Raw genomic sequence first — 26252 nt, forward strand, 5'->3', positions numbered from 1 at the left:
GATAAACGCTGAAAGCATCTAAGCGTGAAGCCCACCTCAAGATTAGATTTCCCATAGCGTAAGCTAGTAAGACCCCTCGAAGAACACGAGGTTGATAGGTCGGAGGTGTAAGCATGGTAACATGTTGAGCTGACCGATACTAATAGGTCGAGGGCTTGACCAAAACAAATTATTACAAAGTAAACTTAAGTGCAATTTTGAAAGAATAATCTTTCAATATCTAGTGATGATGCGTCTAAGGGTTACACCCGTACCCATTCCGAACACGACGGTTAAGACTTAGACGGCTGATGGTACTGCATGGGCGACTGTGTGGGAGAGTAAGTGGTCGCTAGGTTGTATCTCTATGAGATACAATATTCCGCGATAGCTCAATGGTGGAGCACTCGGCTGTTAACCGATAGGTTGGAGGTTCGAGCCCTCTTCGCGGAGCCATTTGTACATAACGCCAGTATACCTGGCGTTTTTTTATTGTTTAAAAATTTAAATTTAATCAATTTATTAATAACTATATGTAATAGGATTAAAACATAACATAAGTTAAAAATATATAGTAGTTTATAAGATATTTCATATTTATATCCACAAATTTTAAGTGAAATGTCCATGATATGTGGATAATTCAATGTAAAACTACTTATTGTGTGGATAAATAATTATATATTTCAATCATAGATAGTAAAACATGTAACTAAAAGTTTTATTTATTTTTCACTAATAAGGGTAGAGGGTATTAATTTTTATAAAAATCTAAATGTGTATATTAGAGTAATTTATTAGTATATGAAAGAAGTATATGAAGTAAACGGTTTATTGGAGCATATATACCAACTATAACATTGACGTTAATGTTATAGTTGATTAAAATAATAAACGGAGGCGAAAATATGGAGCAAAAGTATTATCAAATAGATGAAGTTTCTAAGGTTACGGGTTTGACTAAGAGGACGATAAGATACTATGAAGATATGGAGTTATTTGCACCTACGACAAGGACAGATTCTGGTTATAGAATGTACAGCGATGATGATATAAATATCATAAATGAAATAAAGGAACTTAGAGCTAAGTTAGGATTAACGATACCAGAGGTAAAGCAGATATTAGGTTTGAGGAAGGTTTTAGATAGGATATGGTCTAAAGATATTACTGATAAAGAGCATATCAATGAAGCTTTAGAAAAATTAAGGATATTAATAGAAACTATTGATGAGAGAGAAAAAGTATTGAGAAAAGTAAAAGATAATTGTAACAATAGTTTAAATAGACTAATGACACTACTATAGATGTACCACTTTGAACCGAATATATTTTTAAAACTCTCACGGCTTCTAGTGAAAGAATTTAAAAATATAAGTTTTATTACGAAGTGGTACATCCATAAATGAGAAAGAGGAATAGTAAATGAATAAAAATAATTACAAATGGATAGCGTTATCTTGTACTACAATTGGTGCATTGTTATCAGTTATGAGTGGTAGTACTTTAATGATAGCATTACCTGTGATAATGAAAGATATAAATGCAGGGATGGGAATAGTTACTTGGGTTCTTATGGGATATATGCTAGTTTTAACAATACTAGTTCCTTCCATAGGAAGAGTAGCTGACATGGTTGGTAGAAAAAAGTTGTATGTTAGTGGATTCGCTGTATTTACAGTAGCTTCTCTTTTATGTGGATTAGCTCATAATGGTATAACACTACTTATATTTAGATTAATACAAGGGGGAGGCGGTTCTCTAATGGTAGCTAATAGTACAGCTATAGTAACAGATGCATTTCCAAAGAAGGAGTTAGGAAAGGCTCTTGGAATTAACACCATGATAATAAGTGTTGCTAGTGTTATAGGGCCTATATTAGGTGGAGTTTTAGTTAACTTTGGATGGAGAAGTATATTTTATATAAATGTACCAATAGGTATTGTAGGAACCATTTGGGCAGCAGTTCAATTGAAAGAAGTAGCTAACTTACCAGAGAAGCAAAAGTTTGATTTTAAAGGAACTATAGTATTTACATTAGGTATGCTGTCATTGCTTATTGCATTAACCATGGGGAGCTTCTCAGGATGGTTTAATCCAAATGTGATAATGCTAATTGTAGCATCAGTTATACTAATTGCATTATTTATTAATATAGAAAGTAAAATTAAATACCCAATGTTGGATATGAGATTATTTAAGAATAGAATATTAGCGTTTGCATATGCTAGCAACTTTTTTAATGGTATAGCTAGAGGAGCAGTAACGTTCTTATTAGTATTCTATTTCCAAGGGATAAAAGGAATTGATCCAATAATAGCAGGTATGTTATTGACTCCGCTAGCAATATCAATGATGATCGTATCGCCTATAAGTGGAGTATTATCTGATAAATATGGATCAAGAGCATTAAGTTCAATAGGACTTGCGACTTCTGCAGTGGGACTACTAGGATTTATGTTTATAAAAGAAGATTCGTCTATGTCATTATTAATAACATCAATGCTTATAATGGGGTTAGGTTCGGGGCTATTCTTTTCTCCAAATACAAATGCTATAATGGGCTCTGTCCCAGCAGATAAAAGAGGTGTAGCTGCTGGAGTAAGAACTATGCTAAATAATGCGGGGACTGTTTTAAGTATAGCTCTTTCTATGGCTATAATAGCATCAAGTGTGTCGCCAGAAGCTATGCAGGCTTTATTTGTTGGGACTCAAGTGGGAGCTGAAGGAATAGCCATTGGAAAGTTTATAGGTGGACTCAGATTAGCATTTACCATATCATTCATATTTAGTTTAGTAGCAGCCTTATTATCTTACCTAAGAGGGCCACAGCCAGCTTGGGATGAGGAAGAGGAAGAAAAGGTTGCATAAAGCTTCTATAAATAAAAATAGGCTGTCCTTAATAAGTTCAATACTTATAGGGACGGCCTATTGCTTATTATAACTAATTTATAATTATAAGTCTTAGTTCTTATTAGTTAAGGTGTTCATTTCCTTAGCTAAATCTCTTAGGTATTCTGAACTTGCAGCTATTTCTTCTCCAACAGCAGCATTTTGATTTACTGAATCTGACACTTCTTTGAATTTATTTATCGTTTCTTCTGTAAGCTCAGATATTTTTGAATTAAAAGAGACAACATTTTCTGTTTCATTAATCATTGATGATGCCAACTCACTGATAGTTGTTATATTAGTATTAGATATCTTCAGCTTATCAACCATCGTAGAGACATTATCAACAGCATTAGTCAATATAGAATTACCGGTGGAAATTTGATCATTATTTTCAGTCATTAATCCTTCCACTTCTCTTATCTTTTCTTTAAATTCACTTAATATTGATCCTATGTCAGTTAGAGAAGTTCTACTGTCTTCAGCTAACTTTCTAACTTCTTCGGCAACTACAGCAAAGCCTTTACCTAGTTCACCGGCTCTAGCAGCTTCTATAGAGGCATTTAAAGCAAGAAGATTTGTTTGCTCTGATATATCGCTTATTATTCCTATAATACTATCTATTTCAGCTGATTTTTCTTCAAGTACTTTAGAAGCTTCAAAGGTATTTTTTATTCTTATGCTTATATGGTTTATTATATTTAGAGCTTCTCTTAGAGATTTGTTATTCTCATTGGATAATGAAATAATCTCATTGGAAAATGCCTTAGTATTATCGACCTTACTAGAAACACTTTTATTTATGTCAAGTAAGTTAGATAAGATGGCTTCATTCTGTTGAGAGTTATTTAGCATGTGGTTTGCATCATTATTAATATCATTACTTAAAGAGGCTATGTACTGAAGAGATCGTGCTTCTTGATCAACAGCTGTTGATAAGGTGGTGCTTGAATTTAGTAACATCTCTGAGAACTCACTTATTTGAGAGAATAAATTGAAGATATGTTCATTTTTTTTCTTTATATCTTTTTCATTATTACTTATGTCTTTAAGTAATAATGAGGAAAAGTATGTAAAGATATATATCGCAAAAGAAGTAAGGGTTATCACAATTATTCTAATAATTAGTTCTCTTAAAAAAACTTGGTTTTCAGGTAGTAAGTTTGAATTACTAAAGAATATATATACTTGTGATAATATACTAACTCCAACTGAAATAAGAGTTAGCTTGTGGTCAAATAAAAGTGCACTTAATAGTATGAAATAAAATACTACTATCCATAATTCTTTAGATGGAACCATCCAAGTCAAATAAATATAGTTTATATAACATATGATCACTAAGCTAGCCTTTAGAAAAGTTAAACCTCTTTTCCATGATTGAGTATCTTTCATGGACCATTTATATCCTAGCCTGAAAAGTATAACCTCAAATAAGGTTAGAGCCATTAAAATATACAGTGAGCTCCAACTTATTTCAGGATATAAATTTATTGCCTTCATGCCTATAAATACTGTTCCTGCCATTAATGCACTAACAGAATATATTATTAATACGAATTTTAATGTTTTTTTCTGAAAGTCAATTATACTACTTGATAAGGCTTCCATTCTTATCCCCCTATTTCTAAAAATTAATTACCATTTATAGATTAGAGAAGACATAGTGTAACCAGCTGCAACAGAACAAAATATTAGAATATCTCCTGATTTAAAACCTTCAATAGATAATTTATCATCTAGCGCCATAATTGGGCTTGCACAACCAGTATAGCCATACTTATCACCAATAAATATAGCCTTAGATTTATCTACACCGAGCTTTTCAATAGTTTGATATAAATCATATTTAGAAAATTGTGATATAAAATAATGAGAAACTTCTTCTGGATTAAGATTAAAATCTCTTAATAAAGAACGTATAAGTTTATTCCATTCATCAGAAAGAAAACCAAAATCAAAAGGATCCCATTTTAATCTTCGATCATAATTTGAAGTTTCTTCATCAGTTATTTTGGATAAACCACAATTAGGAAATCGTATATTTTCGTTATAACTATCATCAGTAAATACCTTAGAACCTAAAAATCCCCTTTCTTCCTCCTCTTCTATAACTTCAAGTATAATAGCTGCAGCGCCATCTGATATACCTTGATAAACAACTAAATCATCTTCTCTAGAAAATGGTACCATGTTCATTGAACCTAATACAAGAACTCTTTTATATTTATCGTCCGTTTTTAAAAATCTTGAAGCAATGTCGATTGCTGTAAGCATACCTATGCAATCATTATTTATATCAAAAACATTAGTAGCGTTTTCTGCTTTTAGCTTATTCTTAATAATTAGTGCACAACATGGGGTAAGAAATTCAGGTGTATCTGATGCTGATATTATTGCATCGATATCTAGTGGAGTAAGATGGCAGTTACTTAAGGCTGTTTTTGCAGCTTCTACTGCCATTGTAATACTTGTCTCACCTGGAGAAGCAATAGTTCTTCTATCTCTTCCCATCTTCTCCATCAGACCTATTGCATGATCTTCTGTGCCATATTTTTTATAATGTTCTATATAATAATCATTATATAGCGTCTTTTCAGGGTGATAACTTCCTAATCCTTTTATTACTACATTTTTTACCATAAGATCTCCTCCATACCATTAAAAGTTTTTTATTAAAAATAATATTAAAAATAAAAATGGACAAATTTAAACTTGTCCATTTTTAATCGAATAAACTTAGCAGCTTGGCAATCATAAATTAAATTCTTAGATCCATAGCTTTGCGTCCCTACCTTTCGATAGGTTTGCCTTTATTAAGTAAAAATAGATTGCATTATTTATATAATTATTTGGTTATTATTGCTAATTACGACTATTTTACCAAATATTATGTAAAAAGTACATAAATACACAAAAAATTAACAATTAATATATTTAATGTTATTTAGCAGAGGAAAATTTTTAATATAAGGTATAGTTTATGAATTAAATCCAATAATTAGATATAGAAAAGGTTTTCAGAGATTTCAAAAATAAGAAGGATAATAATTTAGAGAAGAGAATATTATTTAATATAATAATATAAAAAGGTTATGAATACATTTAGTAGTAACTAATTCTATTTTATTCTTTAGCAATTTATAACTAAATTATATATGTGGATAATTATGCGAATAGATTTAAGCCATAATATAAGTTAAAGAATAGGTTGCCTGCAAAATTCTTCACATAGGTTTAAGAAAAGGCACATGCGAAAAAAATAATCCCCTTAGAGAATTTTTACAAGTGATATAAAAGTTGAATACTTTATAGGATTATCCCGCCATATAATACACAACATCTATAAATTTAAATCTATAAATTTAAATCTATCAATTTAACTTTCAAGACATTAATACTAAATCGTTTATATTTACCATTAATACATTCTGTTCAAAAAGAAAATATTCTTAGCTTTTGGAATCTTTAGCTAGTTGATATGAATTTCTTTAGTTTCGGTAAGATATTAAAAATTTAGAATATATCTTGCAGAATAAAGCTTAAGAAGAGATTAATCAACTACAGCTTTATATACAGCTAAAGTCTAAATTTTAATGGAAGGTAGGTGAATATCTTAACTTTATAGATTATAGAGTTAAGATAAAATGTATGAAAGAGTATAAAACTGATAATCTAAGAAATGTAGGTATAATTGGACATAGTTCATCAGGGAAAACAGCCCTAGCAGAAGCTTTATTATATTATACTAAAACCATCGATAGATTAGGAAAGATAGAAGAAGGCACAACTACAAGTGACTATGATGTTGAAGAAAAAAAGAGGGGAATCTCTTTATCTGCTTCTGTTATACCATTTGAATGGAATGATAAAAAGATAAATCTTGTAGATATTCCCGGATATTTTGACTTTGTAGGTGAAGAAATACAAGGGATTAGAGCTATAGATGTTTCTATGATAGTTGTTTGTGGTGCCGCAGGGATCCAGGTTGGTACGGAAAAAGCATGGGAATATTGCAATAGGATGAAATTACCTAGATCATTTTTTATAAACAAGTTAGATAGAGAAAACTCAGATTATGATAAAGTTTTATCCGATCTAAAAAATAAGTTTGGTATAACTGTAGTACCAATACAATACCCAATTGGAAAAGAAAGCGAATTTACAGGCGTAATTGATGTAATAAAAAGAAAAGTTAAGGTTCATGATAAAAAAACTAACAAAGTTGAATTAAAAGAAGTTCCAGAGGAATATTTAGATAAAGTTGAAGAGTGTAAACAGATGATTATGGAAGCTGTAGCTGAAACTGATGAAGAGCTTTTAGATAAATATTTTAGTGAGGGAGAATTAACTGATGAGGAGATATATAGAGGGTTAATTAATGGATGCTGTACTGGAGAAATAGCTCCGGTTATGTGTGGTAGCTCTTTAGAGGTAATTGGTATGGGAGCGCTTATTGAAGATATAATTGGTTGTTTTCCTTCTCCAGAAAAGATGGTTAGAAATGCATACAAAAAGTTAAACGATAACAGTAATTTTGTTCAGATAGATGAAGAAAAGCCTTTTTCGGCTTTTGTTTTTAAAACTGTAGCGGATCCTTTTGTAGGAAAGTTATCTATATTTAGAGTATTGACAGGAAAGGCTGTGGCTGACTCTATAGTATATAACTCATCTAAAGAAAAAAATGAAAAGATGGGAAATTTATATTTCCTAAGAGGAAAAAATCAGATACCTACAAAAGAAATTACAGCTGGAGATATAGGTGCTGTAGCGAAGCTTCAGTATACAGCAACAGGTGATACAATTTGTGATAGTAATAATAAGGTGATATATGAGTCTATGGAATTCCCAGAACCAGTTATATCTATGGCTGTACTTCCAAAGAGCAAGGGAGATGAGGATAAAATATCATCGGCACTTACAAAGTTATTAGAGGAAGATCCTACGTTCAGGGTATCTAGAGATGTAGAAAATGCAGAAACTATAATTTCAGGTGTTGGTGAGACACATCTTGATGTTATTGCTTCTAAATTGAAAAACAAGTTTGGTGCAGAGGTTATTCTTCAAAACCCGAAGGTACCATATAGAGAAACTATAAAAGGTGTAGCTGATGTACAAGGCAAGCATAAAAAGCAATCTGGTGGACATGGTCAATACGGCGATGTAAAGATTAAATTTGAACCTAGAAATGATGGCTATGATGAGCTTCAATTTGTAGATCAAGTAGTAGGAGGAGTTGTTCCTAGAAATTATATACCAGCTGTAGAAAAGGGTCTTAAAGACTGTATACAGCATGGAGTTTTAGCTGGATATCCAGTTATAAGATTGAGGGCAACTTTACATGATGGTTCTTATCACCCAGTAGATTCATCAGAAATGGCATTTAAGATTGCAGCATCTTTAGCATATAAAAAGGGTGTTGAGATAGCAAAGCCAATCTTGCTTGAGCCAATAATGCATTTAGAAGTTATAGTTCCTAGTGATTATATGGGAGATGTTATAGGAGATATAAATAAAAAAAGAGGAAAAGTACTTGGGATGGAGCCTGTAGATGGAATGGAAAAAGTCACAGCTGAAGTTCCTATGTCAGAGCTTTTCAAGTATGCTACTGATCTTCGCTCAATATCTCAGGCTAGGGGAAGTTTTAGATGTAATTTTGAAAGATATGAAGAGGTGCCAGCGTTAGAAGCAGATAGGATAATAGAGAAGGCTAAAAAGTTAAGAGAATTACGAAGTGAAGCTTTGTAATATTTAAAAGATATAAAATTTAAGCAATGTTTAAAAAAAGATTGAGTTAATATTAAGTATTTACTCAGTCTTTTTTATTGGATATGAAAATGTAAAATATAGAATTTCAATCCTGGTCAAAAGTGGTAAATCCATATAGTTAGCATAGTTTTTCATTGTATTAAATTTATTAAAATAAAAATTAATCAAACTAAGGAATATAAATCACATTTTTATCTATACTAATAGTAAAAACTTATATCTAGGGGGTTACAAATGTCAGATTATAGAATGGATATTAGAGGAAGCATTGGACTTAGCGATTATAGTAATATTTATGATTATATTGGTGTGGTAGATAACAAAGATAACTTTACAATAACAGTAGATAACTGTGGAAACGAGAGTATACAAGTTATATGTAAAATGTTGTCAGATAGTGACTTTTACATAAAAGATCAAGGGTATGATAATCAGGGGAGATATTATATAAATGCCTATAAGAATGAATAAATTTAATTTTATCAAGTCAAATAGGAAATAATATTTTCAATATATACAATAATATAATAAAAATTTAGGAATATTGTATAAATATTATAAGGTGATAAAATATACAATAATATTAATTGTATATATGTTATAATATTGTTGTAAAATTTTAAGTAAATTAGGTTTTATTTTAGGATATGGGGGGAAAATAATGAGTAACTATGTTATAGGTATAGATTTAGGTGGGACAAAAATTAGTACTGCCTTGTCTGATTTTAATGGAAACGTTGTAAGCCAATCAATAATTGCAACTGATGCACATGAGGGAGAAGCTGCAGTATTAGGTAGAATAATTAAAACTGTAGAAGATGTTATAGAAAATGGAAAGGTAGATGTTGTTCAAGTTAAGGCTATCGGAATCGGATCACCTGGTCCACTAAATGCTAAGACTGGAATAATAATAACTACTCCAAACCTTCCTTTTAAGAATTTTGATTTGGTATCACCTATTAGAGAAAAGTTCCAGGTTCCAGTATACTTAGATAATGATGCTAACGTTGCTGCTATAGGTGAATTTATGTTTGGTGCAGCAAAAGGCACTGAAAATATGGTCTACTTCACAGTTAGTACTGGAGTAGGTGGCGGAGCAGTACTTAATGGAAAAATCTACAGAGGTAATACAAGTAATGCGCTTGAGATAGGACATGCTACTGTGGCACCAGATGGACCTAGATGTAATTGTGGAAATATAGGATGTCTTGAAGCTACATCATCTGGTACAGCTATAGGAAAGAGAGCAAAAGAAGCTTTAGAAAGCAAAGTAGAAACATCACTTAGAAATTATAAAACTGTAACTTCAGCTGAAGTTTTTGCCGAAGCAGCTGCTGGTGATGCAGTATCACAAGATATAATAGATAATGCATTAAATTATCTTGGAATAGGTATAGCTAATGCTGTAGCTATATTTGATCCTGAAATGATTATAATAGGTGGAGGAGTATCAAAAGCAGGAAAAATAGTTTTTGATAAAGTTCAAGAAGTAGTAAATAAGAGATGCTTTAAGAATATGTCTGAAGCATGTAAGATAGTTCCTGCAGGTTTAGGAACAGATGCAGGTGTTATAGGTGCAGTAGGTCTAGCTATTATGGAAAGCAAATAATTTGATATATTTAGGTAGTATTATATGAAATTAAGTGGTTATTCATCTTAGTTTTATATACTATTAGAAACAACCTAATGATTAAAAGAGTTTGAAGCTTATGAAGCTTTGGACTCTTTTTTACTTTAAAGAGTACAGTAAAAAATAATATTTATTTGGTTACCAAATTTCTCGCATATATATTGGAAAAGGCAGATTCACAAAAAGATTATTAAAGAAGGTGGCTTAAGTGATTTTTTTATAGTAATATAATTGTTTGTAAAAATACACAAAAAGTAAGTTAAAAATACTATGAATATTTGAAATAGAAAGTACATAAATTAAAGAGTGAAGAGAGGGACAAAGTTCCAGAAAACAAAAGAAGGAGTGATGAACTATGCCAAAGGATAGTCAAATTGATAACAAGTTAACTAGAAAACTTAAATCGAATTGGGATACAACCTTATCAGACGAAGAACCTAAAAATAGCAATAGGAATGCTAAAAGATTGTCTATAAAACAAGGTTCTGGGCAATAAATTCTTTTTCTCATACATAGCTTACTTTAAATATACTTTCAAAAGTTTTTATACTTAACTGATAATCGTATCAGTTTTTATTTGTACCCCTTCTCACAAATAAAGACTGTATAATTTAATATGTAAGCTTTGAGAGAAAGAGTTTTTTTAATACTGCTCACCGTAACTTTATTTTACGGTGAGCAGCTTTATTATATATGAAAATTATAAATACATGTAATATTAGTGAGTTAAGTTTCGAAATAGGAACTCTTAAGGATTCATAACTCAACTATTAATTTATACGTGCCCGACAATCCCCAGAAGCCGGGATTATCGAACAAGTATAAATTAAGTTTCGATACATGAATCCTTTAGTCACTACATGATGAGTTAGTATTATAGTATAATAAATATAGATAGCCAAACTTTAGGTGTAGTATTATATTTTTAACAGTCATAATAATTATGATTTTTAAATGATTATAATTTACGTACAGATAGGCATATCGGTATACACATTAAGTGTAAAACAAACATTTTGGAGGTAGCAATGAGGGGGCACTTATTCGCAGATAACAGATTTATTAAAAGCTTAGAGGAAGGGATTCTAGTTCTTGATGGGGCAATGGGAACTATGATACAGAATTATAAGCTTAAAGAAGAGGACTTTAGAGGAAGTCAAATACACTCACATAAAGAGCAAAAAGGAAATAATGATGTGCTTGTACTTACAAGACCTGAAATAATAACAAGCATACATAAAGCGTACTTAGAAGCAGGGGCAGACATAATAGAGACTAATACCTTTAATAGCAATATTATTTCTCAAGAAGATTATGGTCTTCAGGATATGGTTTATGAGCTTAACTATACTGGAGCTAAGCTTGCAAGAGCTGTAGCAGATAATTTATCTACAAAAGATAAACCAAGGTATGTAGCTGGATCAATGGGACCAACAAACAAGACTTTATCTATGTCTCCAGACGTGGAAAATCCAGCTTATAGAAGTGTTACCTTTGATGAGGTTGTAAATTCATATAAGATACAAGTATCTGGGTTATTAGATGGAGGAGTAGATGTACTACTTATAGAAACTATTTTTGATCATTTAAATGCAAGAGCTGCCTTAATAGCTGCAGAGGAAGTATTTAAAGAAAAGGATAAGGTACTTCCAATAATGTTATCTGGAACTATAAACGATAAAGGTGGAAGACTTCTGTCTGGTCAAACTTTAGGAGCATTTGTTAAATCAATGAGAAGTGACTATGTTATATCTATAGGACTTAATTGTTCTTTTGGCGCTAAGGATCTTGTACCTTTTGTAAAAGAGTTATCAAAAGAGCATGATTTATATATATCTTTATATCCAAATGCAGGTCTTCCTAATATTTTAGGTGAGTATGATGAAACTCCAGAAGTAACCTGTAGCTATCTAAAGGAATTATTTGAAGACAAATGCTTAAATATAGTTGGAGGATGTTGTGGCACAACACCAGAGCATATAAAAGCCATAAAAGAATTAGCAGAAAACTATATGCCAAGAACTTTAAATGAACAAAAGAAAATCAGTACTTATGCAGGTTTAGAGTTGTTAGAAGCAAGAGCTGAAAATAACTTTATAAATATAGGAGAAAGACTAAATGTGGCTGGTTCGGCCAAGTTTGCAAGATTAATAAGAGAAAAGAAATATGAGGAGGCACTGGCAATAGCAAGAGAACAAGTTGAAAATGGTGCACAGGTTTTAGATATAAACTTTGATGATGGTATGTTAGATGGAAAGGAAGAAATGTCATATTTTCTAAGACTTTTGGCTTCTGAACCAGAAATAGCATGCAAACCTATAATGATTGATTCTTCTAGGTGGGAAGTTATCATCGAAGGATTAAAGTCTATTGGAGGAAAGTGCATTGTAAACTCTATTTCCTTAAAAGAAGGAGAAGAAGAGTTTATTAAAAGAGCTTCCATAATAAAAAGTTTTGGAGCAGCTGCTGTCATAATGGCTTTTGATGAAAAGGGGCAAGCGGATGGTTACGAAAGAAAGATTGAGATATGTAAGAGAGCTTATGACATATTAACAGAAAAGGTTGGATTCCCATCTGAAGATATAATATTTGATCCTAACATATTAGCTATAGCAACTGGCATAGATGAGCATGACAATTATGCTGTTGATTTTATAAATGCTACCAAGTGGATTAAAGAAAACCTTCCTAATGCAAAAGTGTCTGGAGGAGTATCCAATTTAAGTTTTTCGTTTAGAGGTAATAACTTTATTAGAGAAAGTATGCATGCAGTATTCTTATATCATGCGATAAAATCAGGAATGGACATGGGAATAGTCAATCCTGGAATGATAAGAATATATGATGATATACCTAAAGATGTTTTAGAGTTAGTAGAGGCTGTAGTTCTTAATAAGAGAAGTGGAGCTAAAGAAGATTTATTAGAGATTGCAGATAAGTATAGAAATAGTGAAGAAAAGCAAGATGAAAAAGTAAAGCTATGGAGAACTGATGAAGTAGAAAAAAGATTAAGTTATTCTATAGTAAAAGGCATAAGTGAACACTTGGAGGAAGATCTACAAGAAGCAAGAATTAAAACATCAAGAGCACTTAATGTTATCGAAGGTCCACTTATGGATGGAATGAAGGTCGTTGGAGATTTATTTGGTGATGGAAAGATGTTTCTTCCACAGGTAGTTAAATCAGCTAGAGTTATGAAGAAAGCTGTAGAGATACTCCTTCCATTCATAAAAGAAGATAATTCAGGTGAAAGTAGTAAAGCTGGAAAGGTACTTTTGGCAACCGTAAAAGGCGATGTTCATGATATAGGAAAAAACATTGTAGGTGTGGTATTGGCTTGCAATAATTTTGAGATAATAGATTTAGGTGTCATGGTGCCTTGCGAAGAGATTCTTAGAGTAGCAAGGGAAGAAAAGGTTGACGTTATAGGACTTAGTGGACTTATTACTCCTTCCCTTGAAGAAATGGCGTATGTTGCTGAAGAAATGGAAAGACAAGGCTTCGATATACCATTATTAATAGGTGGAGCAACTACTTCAAAGATTCATACTGCTTTAAAAATAGCACCAAAGTATAGTAAAGGTGTAATTTATGGTGGAGATGCATCTAAAACAGTAGAAATAATGAAAAACCTCATGAAGGATAAATTATCCTATTTGGAGAATATAAGTAATGAGTATAAAGATATAAGAGAAAACTATAAGCAGATGGTTACGGCGGATAATATATCAATTGAAGAAGCAAGAATGAATAAATTTAAAGTTCAATGGGATAAAGAAGACATTGATATTCCTAAATTTATTGGAGTAAAGGAAGTAAAATACTCGATAAAAGAGCTTAGAGACTATATAGATTGGACATTTTTCTTCATTGCTTGGGAGATGAAGAAGACTTATCCTGAGATATTAGATGATAAAATCTATGGTGAGGAAGCGAAAAAGTTATTTGAAGAAGCAAATAATATGCTTGATGAATTAGAGAGTAATAATAGAATATCACCAAAAGGGGTATTCGGAATATTTAAATCCAACTCTATAGAAGATGATGTTTTGTTATATGATGGTGATTGTGAAATAGAAGTATTTAATTTCCTTCGTCAGCAGAAAAAGGTGAAAGAAGGAAGGCATATGTGCTTATCTGATTTCATAGCTCCTAAGGAAAGTGGAAAGACTGACTATATAGGGAGTTTCTTAGTTACTGCTGGAAATGAGATATATGACTATGAAAAGGAACTTAAAGAAGCTGGTGAAGAGTATAAGGCAATAATGCTTAAGCTTTTATGTGATAGATTGGCAGAAGCTGCAGCTGAAAAACTTCATGAAGACATAAGAAAGACATACTGGGCGTATGATAAGAATGAAGATATTACTAAAAAGCAATTGTTCCAAGCTAAATACAGAGGGATAAGGCCAGCTTTTGGATATCCTTCACTGAAGGATCAGAAACAAATGGAGAAAGTATTTAAGCTTTTAAAAGTTACTGAAAGAACAGGTGTGACACTTACTGAAAGTTATATGATGAATCCAGTTGCATCAGTATGTGGATTGTATTTTGGATCTAAGCATGCTAAGTATTTTGATTCATTTAAGCTTTCTAAGGATCAAGTTATAGATTACTGCAATAGAATTAATGAATCTATAGAAGATGTGGAAAAGAGATTGAATAATTATATTCATCCAAAATATAACGGATAATTATATATTAATGAGCTTATATAAAGTGGAAGTATACAGCAAGAAAGAAGGGAAAGAACATGAGGGCAGAAATAATTTCTGTAGGAACTGAAATATTATTAGGAGACATAGTAAATACAAATGCTCAATTTTTAGCTAAAGAACTAGCTTCTATAGGTATAGAGGTTTATAACCAAACAGTAGTTGGAGATAATGAAGAAAGAATGCTTAAAGCTTTTAAAAATGCTTTTGAAAAATGTGACTTAATAGTTACTACAGGGGGACTAGGTCCAACGCCTGATGACTTAACAAAAGAGACGGCTGCTAAGTTTTTTGATCAAGAACTCGTTGTTCATGAGGAATCCTGGAAGCACATAGAAAGCTATTTTAGTAAGAGCGGAAGAGTCATGGAAGGAAGCAATGCTAAACAGGCATATTTCCCAAAAGATGCAGTGGTATTACCTAATCCTAATGGAACAGCACCAGGGGCTATATTAAAAAAAGATGAAAAAATAATAGTAGTGTTGCCTGGACCGCCTAAAGAAATGAAGCCTATGTTTATTAATCATGTTTTTCCTTATCTGCAGCAGTATTCTGATACAATGCTGGTATCAAAGGTGCTTAGAATTTTTGGTATTGGTGAAGGAGTTATGGCAGAAGAGATTTCAGATATAATAAGTGATCAAAGTAATCCTACTGTTGCTCCTTATGCTAAGGAAAGAGATGTAACCCTTAGAATAACAGCTAAAGCAAAAGATGAAGAAGAAGCTAAAAGGTTAATTAAGCCAGTTGAAGATAAAATAAGAGAAAGGCTTAATGATAATATATATGGTGAAGATGATGTAACTTTAGAAGAGGTGGTGGCTAAAATACTTGTAAGCAATAAACTTACTATAGCCACAGCAGAGTCTTGTACTGGGGGACTCATTGCAGCTACGCTTATAAATTATCCTGGAATATCAGAAGTGTTTATGGAAGGGGCAGTAACTTATTCAAACGATAGTAAAATGAAAAGGCTAGGAGTAAAAGCAGATACTTTAGAAAAGTATGGTGCTGTAAGTGAAGAAACCGCTGGAGAAATGGCTGAAGGTATAGCTAAGAATGCTGGTACAAGAATTGGGATATCTACTACCGGAATTGCAGGACCTGGTGGTGGTTCAACTGATAAGCCAGTGGGACTCGTTTATATGGGGATTCATATTGATGGAAGCACATTGGTTAAAAAATTTAACTTCCAAGGAAGTAGAGAAAGCATTAGACAAAGAGCTACTATGAATGCATTAGATTGGCTTAGAAGAGAATTTATAAAAAGATTTAATAATTAGCCTCTTGGATGAAATTAAGTAATTATGCATCCGGTGAATCACTTTATAAACACTTAACTTTAACAATCTTTTAAGCATAGACTAATATTAAATGCAGATTTATCAGCAAATAAAAATTCCTCTTAAAGTGAGGAAACCATCACTAAAAGAGGAATTTTCTATATTAAATAAAATGGGGGAGAGGCAATTTAATATAAAAGTTATCTACAATAATAATTGTCTCCTAAAAGGAAAAAAATATACATTAGCAGAAAAATAAATACATAAATAAAAACATATGTTAAGGTATTTATGAGTAAAAGAGTAAGGAGAGATTTATGAAACCAGTATTTAAATCAAATTTATATTTTTTAATAGTATTGATTGTGTCAATGGTAGGTCCATTTATAGTAAGAAAGCCGCTTGCACTTTTAGGTTTGAATTATGGAGAGCTTCTGATGACAGTGCATGCCATATTTTTCATATTGCCTGCCGTAATATATGTTATAGTAACTAAAGCTTCAGTAAAGCAAACCTTCAGATTTAATAAAGTAAGTTTCAAGGAAATAGTTTATGCAATTTTAATAGCACTTTTAGCACAACCTATAATGACTTTATTTTCGTTAATAACATCATTCTTCTTTGATAATGATGTTGCAAAGGCAATGGATGTAATGAGAGACCTTCCATACTGGATGATGCTTTTGGTTGTAGCGGTTACACCTGCTATTACTGAAGAGATAACAATGAGAGGTATAGTTTTATCAGGATATAATCATAAGAGTAAGATAAAAGCTTCCTTGATGATAGGTTTACTATTTGGTATCTTCCACTTAAATGGGCAGCAGTTTCTTTATGCAGCAGCGTTAGGGGCACTTTTTGCTTATATGGTAAGAGTAACTAATAGTATATTTGTATCTATGGTATGTCACTTTATAGTAAACGGATTTCAAGTAAGTCTACAGGCGATACTTTCACCATTCACTAAGCTTGTAGCTAATAAACAAGAGTATTCTTTAAGAAGTTTGCCTACAAGTGAAAAGATAAATATGGTTCTTACTTGGGGGTTTGTAGCGTTGATTTTTGCAGCCTTGGTTGCAATTTTAATTAATAAACTAAAAGAGGCTGCAGAAAAAAGAGGAGTAGTTGATAGTTATGATCTACTAACTAACTATGGAAGAGAAACTATTAATGGACCAGGTGCTGTAGCTTTAGAAAAGGACAATATAATAAATATACCGTTTATAGCTACAGTAATAATCTATTTAATATATATGATATTTTTTGCATAGTTTCAAGTTATGTAATATAAAATGGACATTTATAAATATTTTTAGACAAAAGTCGTGCATATAGGGAGTTATATTTGCCTTATTATGTAGGGCTTTTGTTTTTATGAAAAAGTTTTTATTTATTTTATAAAAGCTAAATCTGTTCTTAACATTTATGGAAAATGATTTTGATTAATTGAAAAAGTATGGTAGTATATTTAGAAGCAATGATAATGTTTATCAATACAGGGAAAGAGGTGTACAAAGTTGAAAAATAAATATAAATTAATTTCTATTTTACTTATTATATTAATATTGTCTGCTATTACTGCTTGTAGTGCTAAAAAAGAAAAAAAGGTCCTAGATGTTTTTAACTGGGGAGAAAATATAGATGAAAACTTGCTAAAGGAATTTGAAGATAAGTATGAAGTTAAAATAAATTATAATACTTATGATACAAATGAGTTTATGTATGAAGCTGTAAAGTCAGGAAAGACAAACTACGATGTATTAGTTCCATCAGACTATATGGTTGAAAAAATGATTAAGGAGAATATGTTAGAGAAACTTGATTTTGATAATATACCTAATTTTAATAGAATAGACTCAGATTACTTAAATAGAGAGTTCGATCATGGTAATAAATTTTCTGTACCATATATGTCTGGAACAATAGGAATATTATATAATTCAAATTTAGTTAAAGATCCAGTAGATTCATGGGATATACTATGGGATCCCAAATATAAAGGTGAAATATTTATGTTAGATGCTCAAAGAGATGCTATAGGAATATCGCTAAAGAGGTTGGGGTACTCGCTAAACTCTACTGATAGAAATCAATTAAATGAAGCAAAGAAGGAACTTATAAAGCAGAAGTCACTGGTTAGAGCTTATGTGCAGGATGAAGTAAAAGATAGGATGATAGCAGGAGAAGGTAGTTTAGCTGTAATTTGGTCTGGAGAAGGACTAAATCTACAAGAGCAGTATCCATATTTAAAATATATAGTTCCTAAGGAAGGAGCAAACTTCTGGGTGGACTCTCTAGTGGTCCCAAAAGGGGCAAAACATAAAAAGGAAGCGGAACTATTTATAAATTTTTTATGTGAGAAAGATCCTGCGCTTAAAAATGCTTCAGAGGTAGGATACACAACCCCTCAAAAAGAAGCAAGAGAAGCGCAGCCCAATAATGTAAAGAATAATAAAAATGCATATTTACCAAAAGAAGTATTAGATAAATGTGAGAACTATAAAGACTTAGGAGAAAAATTGAGGCTTTATGATGAAGCTTGGTTAGAAGTTAAATCAGTAAAGTAAAATTAAATATAGACTAATATCAAATATATGCTGAGCGTTAGTAAAAGACATAGGCTAGGGTGAATTTTTGGATATATGTGATAACTTAAAAAATATACTAAGAATTTCTTTTGACAATAGTCTATAGAATACCTTAAAATATTGATGTTATTAATAAAAATTTATGAGCATTTAAAGTACTATGTTGAAATTAAGCGGTTAGTCATCCGATGCTTCAATGAGCTTACGCAAAGAATTAATATGATTTTGTCATATTCCATGGCTAAAACTGTAAACTCACTACGTTCGAACAGTACAGTTTGGGAGCGTCATTCCATCTGAAAAAATCATTTAATTCTAATAGCTCGCTCAAATAGCATCTCCTGTATAACCACTTAATTTAAACAGTATTCTTAAAAATAACAAACAAAAAATATATGATTATAAAATTATATAAATATATAGTATTCATGCAGGTTTAGGAAGAAAGTTTATTATAAGAAGAAGAGGAGAAATATAATGAGTATACTTACAGTGAAAAACCTTAGTCATGGCTTCGGTGATAGAGCTATATTTGAAGATGTATCCTTTAGACTTTTAAAGGGAGAGCACATAGGCTTTATTGGTGCTAATGGTGAAGGTAAATCTACATTTATGAACATAATAACAGGAAAACTTATGCCTGATGAAGGTAAGGTTGAGTGGAGCAATAGAGTTAGAGTTGGATATATGGACCAGCACGCTCATCTTGAAAAAGGAAACTCAATAAGAGATGTACTTAGAGGAGCATTTCAATACCTTTTCGACTTAGAAAAAGAAATGTTAGATATGTATGATAAAATGGCTGATGCTACACCAGAAGAATTAGATAAAATGATGAATGATATAGGAACAATCCAAGATATGCTTGATCATAATGGATTCTACGTTATTGATGCTAAGATTGATGAAGTTGCTGCTGGACTTGGATTAAAGGATGTAGGTTTAGACAAAGATGTTATGGATTTAAGTGGAGGACAAAGAACTAAGGTTTTATTATCTAAACTTCTTTTAGAAACTCCAGATATACTTCTTTTAGACGAGCCTACTAACTATTTAGATGAAGCTCATATAGAATGGCTTAAAAGATTCCTACAAAACTACGAAAATGCATTTATATTAATATCACATGATATTCCTTTCTTAAACAGTGTTATAAACTTAATCTATCATGTTGAAAATAGACAGCTTAATAGATATGTTGGGGATTATGATAACTTTAAGAGGGTACATGAAGCTAATAAGAAGCAGTTAGAATCTGCTTATGAAAGACAACAACAAGAAATAGCAAAACTTGAAGATTTTATAGCTAGAAACAAGGCTAGAGTAGCTACCACTGGAATGGCAAAAGCTAGACAAAAGAAGCTAGATAAGATAGAAAAGATAGAACTTACTGCTGAAAAGCCAAAGCCAGAGTTTAACTTTAGAAGCGGAAGAACTTCAGGGAAGCTTATATTTGAGACTAGAGATTTAGTTATTGGATATGATGAACCATTGTCAATACCTCTTAACTTGAGAATGGAAAGAGGTCAGAAAATAGCTTTAGTAGGAGCAAATGGGCTTGGTAAGTCTACACTTTTAAAGAGTCTTATGGGAGAACTTAAATCCTTAGGCGGAGAAGTTGAACTAGGTGACTATCTACAAATGGGATACTTTGAACAAGAGATAAAAGATGCAAACTATAACAGTTGTATAGATGAAGTATGGGGGGATTTCCCTGCCTTTACTCAATATGAAGTAAGAGCAGCTCTTGCTAAGTGTGGTCTTACAACAAAGCATATTGAAAGTAAGATTGTTGTACTTAGTGGAGGAGAGCAAGCTAAGGTAAGATTATGTAAGCTTATAAATAAAGAAACAAATCTATTAATCCTAGATGAGCCTACTAACCACTTAGATGTAGAGGCTAAAGATGAACTTAAGAGAGCACTTAAAGCATATAAAGGCAGTATATTAATAGTATGCCATGAGCCAGAATTCTATAGAGATGTAGTTACCCATGTATGGAACTGTGAGGAGTGGACAACAAAAATCGTATAATATAACGAATCCACAAAATAATATAGATAATAACATAGGGACAGCAATAATATCAGAGTATATTATTGCTGTTTTTGAATATCACTTGCTTAATTTGTCTCGTTATTTCTTAAATCAAAAGTTTCTATAGGTTCAGGTCCTCTTAATACTTTTCTTCTTATATGGAGATCACCAGATGAATCAGTTCTTATCTTCCATTCAATCAATGCTATTTCTCCATTTTCTATCTCAATACCTTGTATTCCACTTGCTCTAACGCAGGAGCCATCATTAAAGTAAGGCAATTCGTTGATTTTAGGAAAGTGTGGTCTATGAGTATGCCCACAAATTAGCATAATTTTATTTGATTTAATCCAACTACTGTAAATACGTTCAATTTTGTGAATCTTTTCCGCATTTTTTACAGGACTCGCAGGATTTATAAAGCCTACTGAGTGGAGAAATTTCCAAAAGTATCTTACTGTAAGCATATTAAAGCGCCATAAAGTATCATTCATTCTGTCTCCTTGATGACCATGTACAGTTAGTATTTCTTGTCCTGTAGTTTTATGTTTAAACACTACTGCCTCGTGTGGAGTAAGTCCGGGAAACAATTCTATTTCTTCTTCGTTATAATCATCGTAAAACTTATAATAGTTTTTTTCTACAAAATCTTTATATTTTAATTGTATATTATGATTGCCATATAACATGATCAACCTATTTAAATCAAAGAATTTTTTAAATAGAGTGTATACCTCATCATGGGCTAATCTTATGTGTTTAAAATTAGAGTGTTCCCAAAGCTCATCTCCATCTCCAACTTCTACATAAGTATATCCATTATTGAAATAGAATTCTAATGCGAATAGAAAGATGTTCTGATTTTTTGCAAATTCATCTGATGGAGTACAATCTCCTCTATGACAGTCGCTAAAAAATATATACTTAGAATTATTATCAAAGTACTCAATTTTAGCATTATTGTAAGCTTCAGTTAATCTCTTTTTCGCTAACTTCTTTTCTAAAAACATAGGGCACCTCTTCTAAGACTAATCAAATTAACTTTTCTATTAAAGATGCATCAATTAAATTTTATAATTGAGTGCATATCTGTATAAGATAAGTGTAATTTAAAAATATATAATTAATCTACCCATTTAAAAGAAAATATATTTAACATTAATTTCTGAAGAGAGGACTCTATAATATTCAATGATAAAGAATAAAATATTATTGATAAACGATAAAATATATGTTATTGTATACATATAAACTAAAAACGAGGTGCTTTTTATGAAACAATGGTCAACGATTATCTTAAGGATAGCTGTTATTTTTATTGCGATGCCAGTTCTTGCTCTGTGCATATTTTGGTTACCTGGATTTATAAACTACTTACCATTTCCTATTATAATCAGTGTGTATGTAACCGCGATATGCTTTTTCTTTGCTTTGTATCAAGCTTTAAAACTTTTAAGTTATATTGACAAAAACAAAGCTTTCTCGGAGTTATCTGTAAATGCTTTAAAGAATATAAAATATAGTGGAATAACAATCAGCATCATATATGCGGGACTCTTACTCCCTTTATACCCAATAGCAGATGCAGATGATGCCCCTGGGTTGTTAGCATTTCCACTGATTATTATCTTTGCTTCTTGTACTATTGCAGTCTTTGCTGCTGTTCTTCAAAAGCTTTTAAAAGAAGCCATAGACATAAAATCAGAAAATGATTTGACGGTATAAGGTGAATGAAATGGCTATTATAATTAACATTGATGTGATGCTTGCTAGAAGGAAAATGAGTGTGACAGAACTTACAGAGAAGGTTGGAATAACCATGGCAAACTTATCTATATTAAAGAATGGAAAAGGAAAGGCTATTAGATTTTCAACTTTAGAAGCTATATGCAAAGGTTTGAACTGTCAACCAGGAGATATTGTAGAATACAGAGCTGATACATGAAAATGAGAAGTTAAATACTGAAGATAAATTAGTTAAATGACGAGTAAGTTTATTTGAGGTGTTATATAGTATGAAAATTAAATTAATTCAACCTGCAATGCTGCCAAGACCTATGGATACAAAGCTAAAAACAAGAATGTCTCCTTCATTAGCTTTATTAACAATAGCAAATCTGACACCAAAAGAGCATGAAGTTATTATTGAAAATGAAAATGTTGAAGATATAGATTTTGATGAACCTGTAGATTTGGTAGCAATAACTGTCACTGTAGATGTTATGAACAGAGCTGTGGAAATATCAAAGGAGTTCCAAGATCGTGGAGTAACAGTAATTGCAGGAGGTATACATATCACAGCAGACCCAGAGGGGGCTCTTAATAGTTTTGATGCAATAAGCGTGGGAATGGCTGAGAGGATTTGGGGTAAGATCCTTAAGGATAAAGAAAATAATTCACTTAAAAAGATATATTATGATATGGAAGGTATTTCTGGAGATGAAATAGTTTCACCTGACTATAGCATTATAGATAATAAAAAGTACTTATATACTAATATAGTTAGTACAAGTAGAGGTTGTCCTTTTAAATGTGATTTTTGTTATAATAGCTGTAAAGATATGCTTAAGACCTATATTAATAGGCCTATAGAGGATGTAATTAAAGATATAAATGCATTAAAAACAAAACATATAATGTTTATTGATGACAATTTTATTGGAAGCCCCAAATGGACAGAAAAATTATTAAAGGAAATAAAGCCTCTTAAACTAAAATGGAATGCAGCGGTTACCTCTAATATAGTGGACATGCCTGATTTATTAGATAAAATGAAAGAGTCAGGTTGCCAAAGTCTATTTATAGGTTTTGAAAGTATAAATAGTAAGTCAATAGATAGTGTTCATAAGGTTCAAAATAGTGTAAGCACATATGAGAAACTTGTAGATGAAATTCATAAAAGAGGAATAATGATAAATGCAAGTTTTGTTTTTGGATTAGATGAAGATGATTCCTCTGTATTTAAGAATACATTAGAATGGATCGTTAAAAATAAGATAGAAACAGTAACGTCACATATCCTTACCCCATATCCTGGCACAAGGTTATACTCATCATTAATAGAGCAAAATAGAATTGTAGATTTTAATTTATCAAATTACAATACTGCACACGTAGTATATAAACCAAAGAATATGACAGCAGAAGAATTATATAATGGCTATCTATGGATATATAAAGAAGTGTATACTTTTAAAAATATAATGAAAAGACTACCAAAAGCTAAAGAGCAATGGATTCCATTTCTAGCTTTTAATTTCTTCTATAGAAAGTTCGGAAAGCTAACAGAATTATTGTGTAATATGATTTCCTTTAAAAATATCGGAAGATTTTTTAGATGGTTAGCCTATCACATAAAGTAAGTTATGAAGTTTTTGTTTTTTATAGGAAATAATCTTGAAACAGCGGTAATACCAGTAGGTAGTACTGCTGTTTCTTATTTAACGTAAAAATGAAAGTTTAGCTGATTAATATTAAATTAAGTAACTGCATTTGTGAAAATGCGTAATAAAAGGGAAATGATAAGCGTACATATTATATGTACACATATTATTATGATGAAAAGAGTGAGGTCTATATGAGGATAAATGAATCTTTTGGATATTTAATTAATTTAACAGCTAGAAATATGAAGAAGGTGTTAGAAGAAGAAATAAAAAAGTATGGTATAACTACATCACAATGGATTGTACTAAAGGTATTAGAGGAAGAAGATAATTTAACGCAAGCAGAGGTGGCAAAAAAATTATCAGGGGATAGGGCAACGGCTGGAGCGGTAATTGATAGATTAATTAAAAAAGGTTTAATTTATAGAAATCAATGTGAAAATGACAGAAGAGCTAATAGAGTTAGGATATCAGATCATGGGCGGGAATTAGCTGAAAGAATTTGTATTGAAGCAGTTAAATGCAACGAGAAAGCCTTACGAGGATTTAGGAATGAAGAAGTAAAGCAGCTATTTACATATCTATACAGGATTAATAACAACTTAGATATAAATAATATGTAAAGGATTGAGTGGATTATGAAAGTTTTAATTGCGCCTATGTCTGTAATGTCGGAAACAAGTGGACCATTTTCAAGAGCTGTAGCTCTATGCAATGAATTAGTTAGGAGAAACCATAGCGTTGCATTTTGTTCGCCGGAAGATGTTAATTATAGAAAGATAGAAAACATAAAAAATTATTATGCTCCTATTCCATCACCATTTGGTACACCTAGGTTTATTGGAGAGAAAATGCTTAAACTAGGACAATTATTTAGGATTCAAGAAGATAAAAAAGTAAATAGCTTCGAACATGTACTGCATTTTATTGGAGCAATCAGTAAGAAGTACTTTTATGAAGATGTATCTTGTATAAGAAAGGCTATTCAAGACTTTCAGCCTGATGTTGTATATGCGGAATTTAGGATTTCTGCAATAGTTGCTGCAAAATTGGAGGGAATTAAGGTGGTTACAGGGTATAGCTATCCTGTTCAAAAGTCATTTGCCTCAAATACTGAATACAGTGCAAGCGTTAAGAACTTCTTGAAGGAAAATGATTTACAACCGATTGATTCGGTCCTTGATATATTCGATTGGGCTGACTTAAAAGTAGTGTTAAGTTCATATGAGTTAGAACCTATTGAAGGTAATAATATAGTTTTCACAGGTCCATTTTTTAAACCAAATATAAAATTTACGGAAGCTCCAAAGAACAAAATTATAGCATATATGGGTTTTGGAACAATTAATATTGCAACAATGATAGATAACCTAACTAAAGCTTTTGAAAATACAAACTTTGAAGTATATATTGCAACTCGACAAGTAAAACCATACAAAAAGAATAATATAATTGTTGATGAAAGATTTGATTTTAGTAAGCTGATGCCTGAAGCTATAGCTTATATAAATCATGGTGGGCAAAATAGCATCATGACAGGTTTGATATATGGAGTTCCACAAATTATTTATCCAGGCAATGTGTTTGAACGTAAATATAATGCAAGCTCAGTAGTAAATTTGAAGGCAGGGGCATCGCTGGAGGTAGATGAATTTAATGATGTAATAATTAAAAATATAGTTAATGATTTTATTCATAATCCTACGTATGCAAATAATGCTAAAAAGTCAGGGATAGAATTATTAAATTTAGGGGGAGTAAAAAAGGCTGTTGATGTAATTGAAGCTTTGTAAGTAACAGTATAAAAGTAGCAATAGTATCTGCAGATCTTAGTGCTTTTTTAGTAGTCCTCATAAACTTGTACTGGCAATATAATACTTTCATATACAGAATAGAATAGCAACAAAAATAAGTACGAGGTGTATGATTATGTAAAGTGCTAATAAACGGGTTATATATAATCAAAAAAGTCG

At 31.4% G+C, this 26252-nt stretch carries 19 protein-coding genes, 1 tRNA gene, 2 rRNA genes and 1 riboswitch; of the genes, 19 read left to right on the forward strand and 3 right to left on the reverse strand.

Translation table 11 applies throughout. The features are described 5' to 3' along the window. The 5 genes from JHL18_RS14220 to JHL18_RS14240 form a co-directional block, all read left to right on the forward strand. A 23S ribosomal RNA gene (locus JHL18_RS14220) occupies positions 1–163 on the forward strand; the annotation flags it as partial. 56 nt (positions 164–219) lie between these two features. Then, positions 220–337: ribosomal RNA gene (rrf, locus tag JHL18_RS14225) — 5S ribosomal RNA — on the forward strand. 23 nt (positions 338–360) lie between these two features. Then, positions 361–435, forward strand: a tRNA-Asn gene (locus tag JHL18_RS14230). Between the two features lie 452 nt (positions 436–887). Continuing rightward, the gene (locus tag JHL18_RS14235) at positions 888–1286 is read left to right on the forward strand and encodes a helix-turn-helix domain-containing protein (protein ID WP_200270316.1); all 399 of its coding nucleotides are present in this window, start codon (positions 888–890) and stop codon (positions 1284–1286) included. A gap of 118 nt (positions 1287–1404) precedes the next feature. Further along, a complete protein-coding gene (locus JHL18_RS14240; RefSeq protein ID WP_200270318.1) occupies positions 1405–2850 on the forward strand; it encodes an MFS transporter in 1446 nt (481 codons plus the stop codon). Between the two features lie 93 nt (positions 2851–2943). On the opposite strand, the gene JHL18_RS14245 is transcribed toward JHL18_RS14240, so the two are convergent. Together JHL18_RS14245 and JHL18_RS14250 are read right to left on the reverse strand one after the other, a co-directional pair. Then, positions 2944–4482, reverse strand: a complete 1539-nt coding sequence (locus JHL18_RS14245) for a methyl-accepting chemotaxis protein (protein ID WP_200270319.1) — start codon at positions 4480–4482, stop codon at positions 2944–2946. A gap of 27 nt (positions 4483–4509) precedes the next feature. Next, entirely contained in the window at positions 4510–5514 is a 1005-nt protein-coding gene (locus JHL18_RS14250) for a ketoacyl-ACP synthase III (protein ID WP_200270321.1), read from the reverse strand. Positions 5515–5609: 95 nt separating this feature from the next. After that, positions 5610–5693, reverse strand: a riboswitch (cyclic di-GMP riboswitch). Between the two features lie 829 nt (positions 5694–6522). Here JHL18_RS14250 and fusA point away from each other — a divergent pair. The 9 genes from fusA (at position 6523) to JHL18_RS14295 (ending at position 20890) form a co-directional block, all read left to right on the forward strand. After that, a complete protein-coding gene (fusA, locus tag JHL18_RS14255) occupies positions 6523–8619 on the forward strand; it encodes an elongation factor G (protein ID WP_200270323.1) in 2097 nt (698 codons plus the stop codon). Between the two features lie 255 nt (positions 8620–8874). Continuing rightward, positions 8875–9111: a hypothetical protein gene (locus JHL18_RS14260; RefSeq protein ID WP_200270325.1), complete on the forward strand. Its 237-nt coding sequence runs from the start codon at positions 8875–8877 to the stop codon at positions 9109–9111. Positions 9112–9301: 190 nt separating this feature from the next. After that, the gene (locus JHL18_RS14265; RefSeq protein ID WP_200270327.1) at positions 9302–10249 is read left to right on the forward strand and encodes an ROK family protein; all 948 of its coding nucleotides are present in this window, start codon (positions 9302–9304) and stop codon (positions 10247–10249) included. A gap of 376 nt (positions 10250–10625) precedes the next feature. Then, the gene (locus tag JHL18_RS14270) at positions 10626–10766 is read left to right on the forward strand and encodes a hypothetical protein (RefSeq protein WP_200270329.1); all 141 of its coding nucleotides are present in this window, start codon (positions 10626–10628) and stop codon (positions 10764–10766) included. A gap of 532 nt (positions 10767–11298) precedes the next feature. Then, complete coding sequence (metH, locus tag JHL18_RS14275; protein ID WP_200270332.1) at positions 11299–14964, forward strand: methionine synthase; 3666 nt, start codon at positions 11299–11301, stop codon at positions 14962–14964. A 59-nt stretch (positions 14965–15023) separates the two neighbouring features. Next, the gene (locus JHL18_RS14280) at positions 15024–16268 is read left to right on the forward strand and encodes a competence/damage-inducible protein A (protein ID WP_200270333.1); all 1245 of its coding nucleotides are present in this window, start codon (positions 15024–15026) and stop codon (positions 16266–16268) included. 317 nt (positions 16269–16585) lie between these two features. Continuing rightward, positions 16586–17539 (forward strand): CPBP family intramembrane glutamic endopeptidase, encoded by a 954-nt coding sequence (locus JHL18_RS14285; RefSeq protein WP_200270335.1) that lies wholly within the window; start codon positions 16586–16588, stop codon positions 17537–17539. A 246-nt stretch (positions 17540–17785) separates the two neighbouring features. Next, on the forward strand, positions 17786–18835 hold the full coding sequence (locus JHL18_RS14290; protein ID WP_200270337.1) for an ABC transporter substrate-binding protein: 1050 nt from the start codon (positions 17786–17788) through the stop codon (positions 18833–18835). 498 nt (positions 18836–19333) lie between these two features. Continuing rightward, complete coding sequence (locus tag JHL18_RS14295; protein WP_200270339.1) at positions 19334–20890, forward strand: ABC-F family ATP-binding cassette domain-containing protein; 1557 nt, start codon at positions 19334–19336, stop codon at positions 20888–20890. Between the two features lie 89 nt (positions 20891–20979). Here the strand turns inward: JHL18_RS14295 and JHL18_RS14300 are convergent, their stop codons facing one another. Next, positions 20980–21903 (reverse strand): metallophosphoesterase, encoded by a 924-nt coding sequence (locus JHL18_RS14300; protein WP_200270341.1) that lies wholly within the window; start codon positions 21901–21903, stop codon positions 20980–20982. A 262-nt stretch (positions 21904–22165) separates the two neighbouring features. Between JHL18_RS14300 and JHL18_RS14305 the strand changes: the two genes are divergently transcribed. The 5 genes from JHL18_RS14305 to JHL18_RS14325 all read left to right on the forward strand — a co-directional run bounded on the left by JHL18_RS14305 (position 22166) and on the right by JHL18_RS14325 (position 26072). Next, the gene (locus JHL18_RS14305) at positions 22166–22618 is read left to right on the forward strand and encodes a DUF2975 domain-containing protein (protein WP_200270342.1); all 453 of its coding nucleotides are present in this window, start codon (positions 22166–22168) and stop codon (positions 22616–22618) included. 10 nt (positions 22619–22628) lie between these two features. Beyond that, positions 22629–22838, forward strand: coding sequence for a helix-turn-helix domain-containing protein (locus JHL18_RS14310; RefSeq protein WP_200270344.1), 210 nt, complete (start codon positions 22629–22631; stop codon positions 22836–22838). Between the two features lie 70 nt (positions 22839–22908). After that, the gene (locus tag JHL18_RS14315) at positions 22909–24255 is read left to right on the forward strand and encodes a B12-binding domain-containing radical SAM protein (RefSeq protein ID WP_200270346.1); all 1347 of its coding nucleotides are present in this window, start codon (positions 22909–22911) and stop codon (positions 24253–24255) included. 215 nt (positions 24256–24470) lie between these two features. Then, a complete protein-coding gene (locus JHL18_RS14320; protein WP_200270348.1) occupies positions 24471–24902 on the forward strand; it encodes a MarR family winged helix-turn-helix transcriptional regulator in 432 nt (143 codons plus the stop codon). Between the two features lie 15 nt (positions 24903–24917). Then, the gene (locus JHL18_RS14325; RefSeq protein WP_200270350.1) at positions 24918–26072 is read left to right on the forward strand and encodes a glycosyltransferase; all 1155 of its coding nucleotides are present in this window, start codon (positions 24918–24920) and stop codon (positions 26070–26072) included. Positions 26073–26252: the final 180 nt, after the last annotated feature.

The organism is Clostridium yunnanense (genome assembly GCF_016595795.1).
Classification (GTDB): domain Bacteria; phylum Bacillota; class Clostridia; order Clostridiales; family Clostridiaceae; genus Clostridium_AR; species Clostridium_AR yunnanense.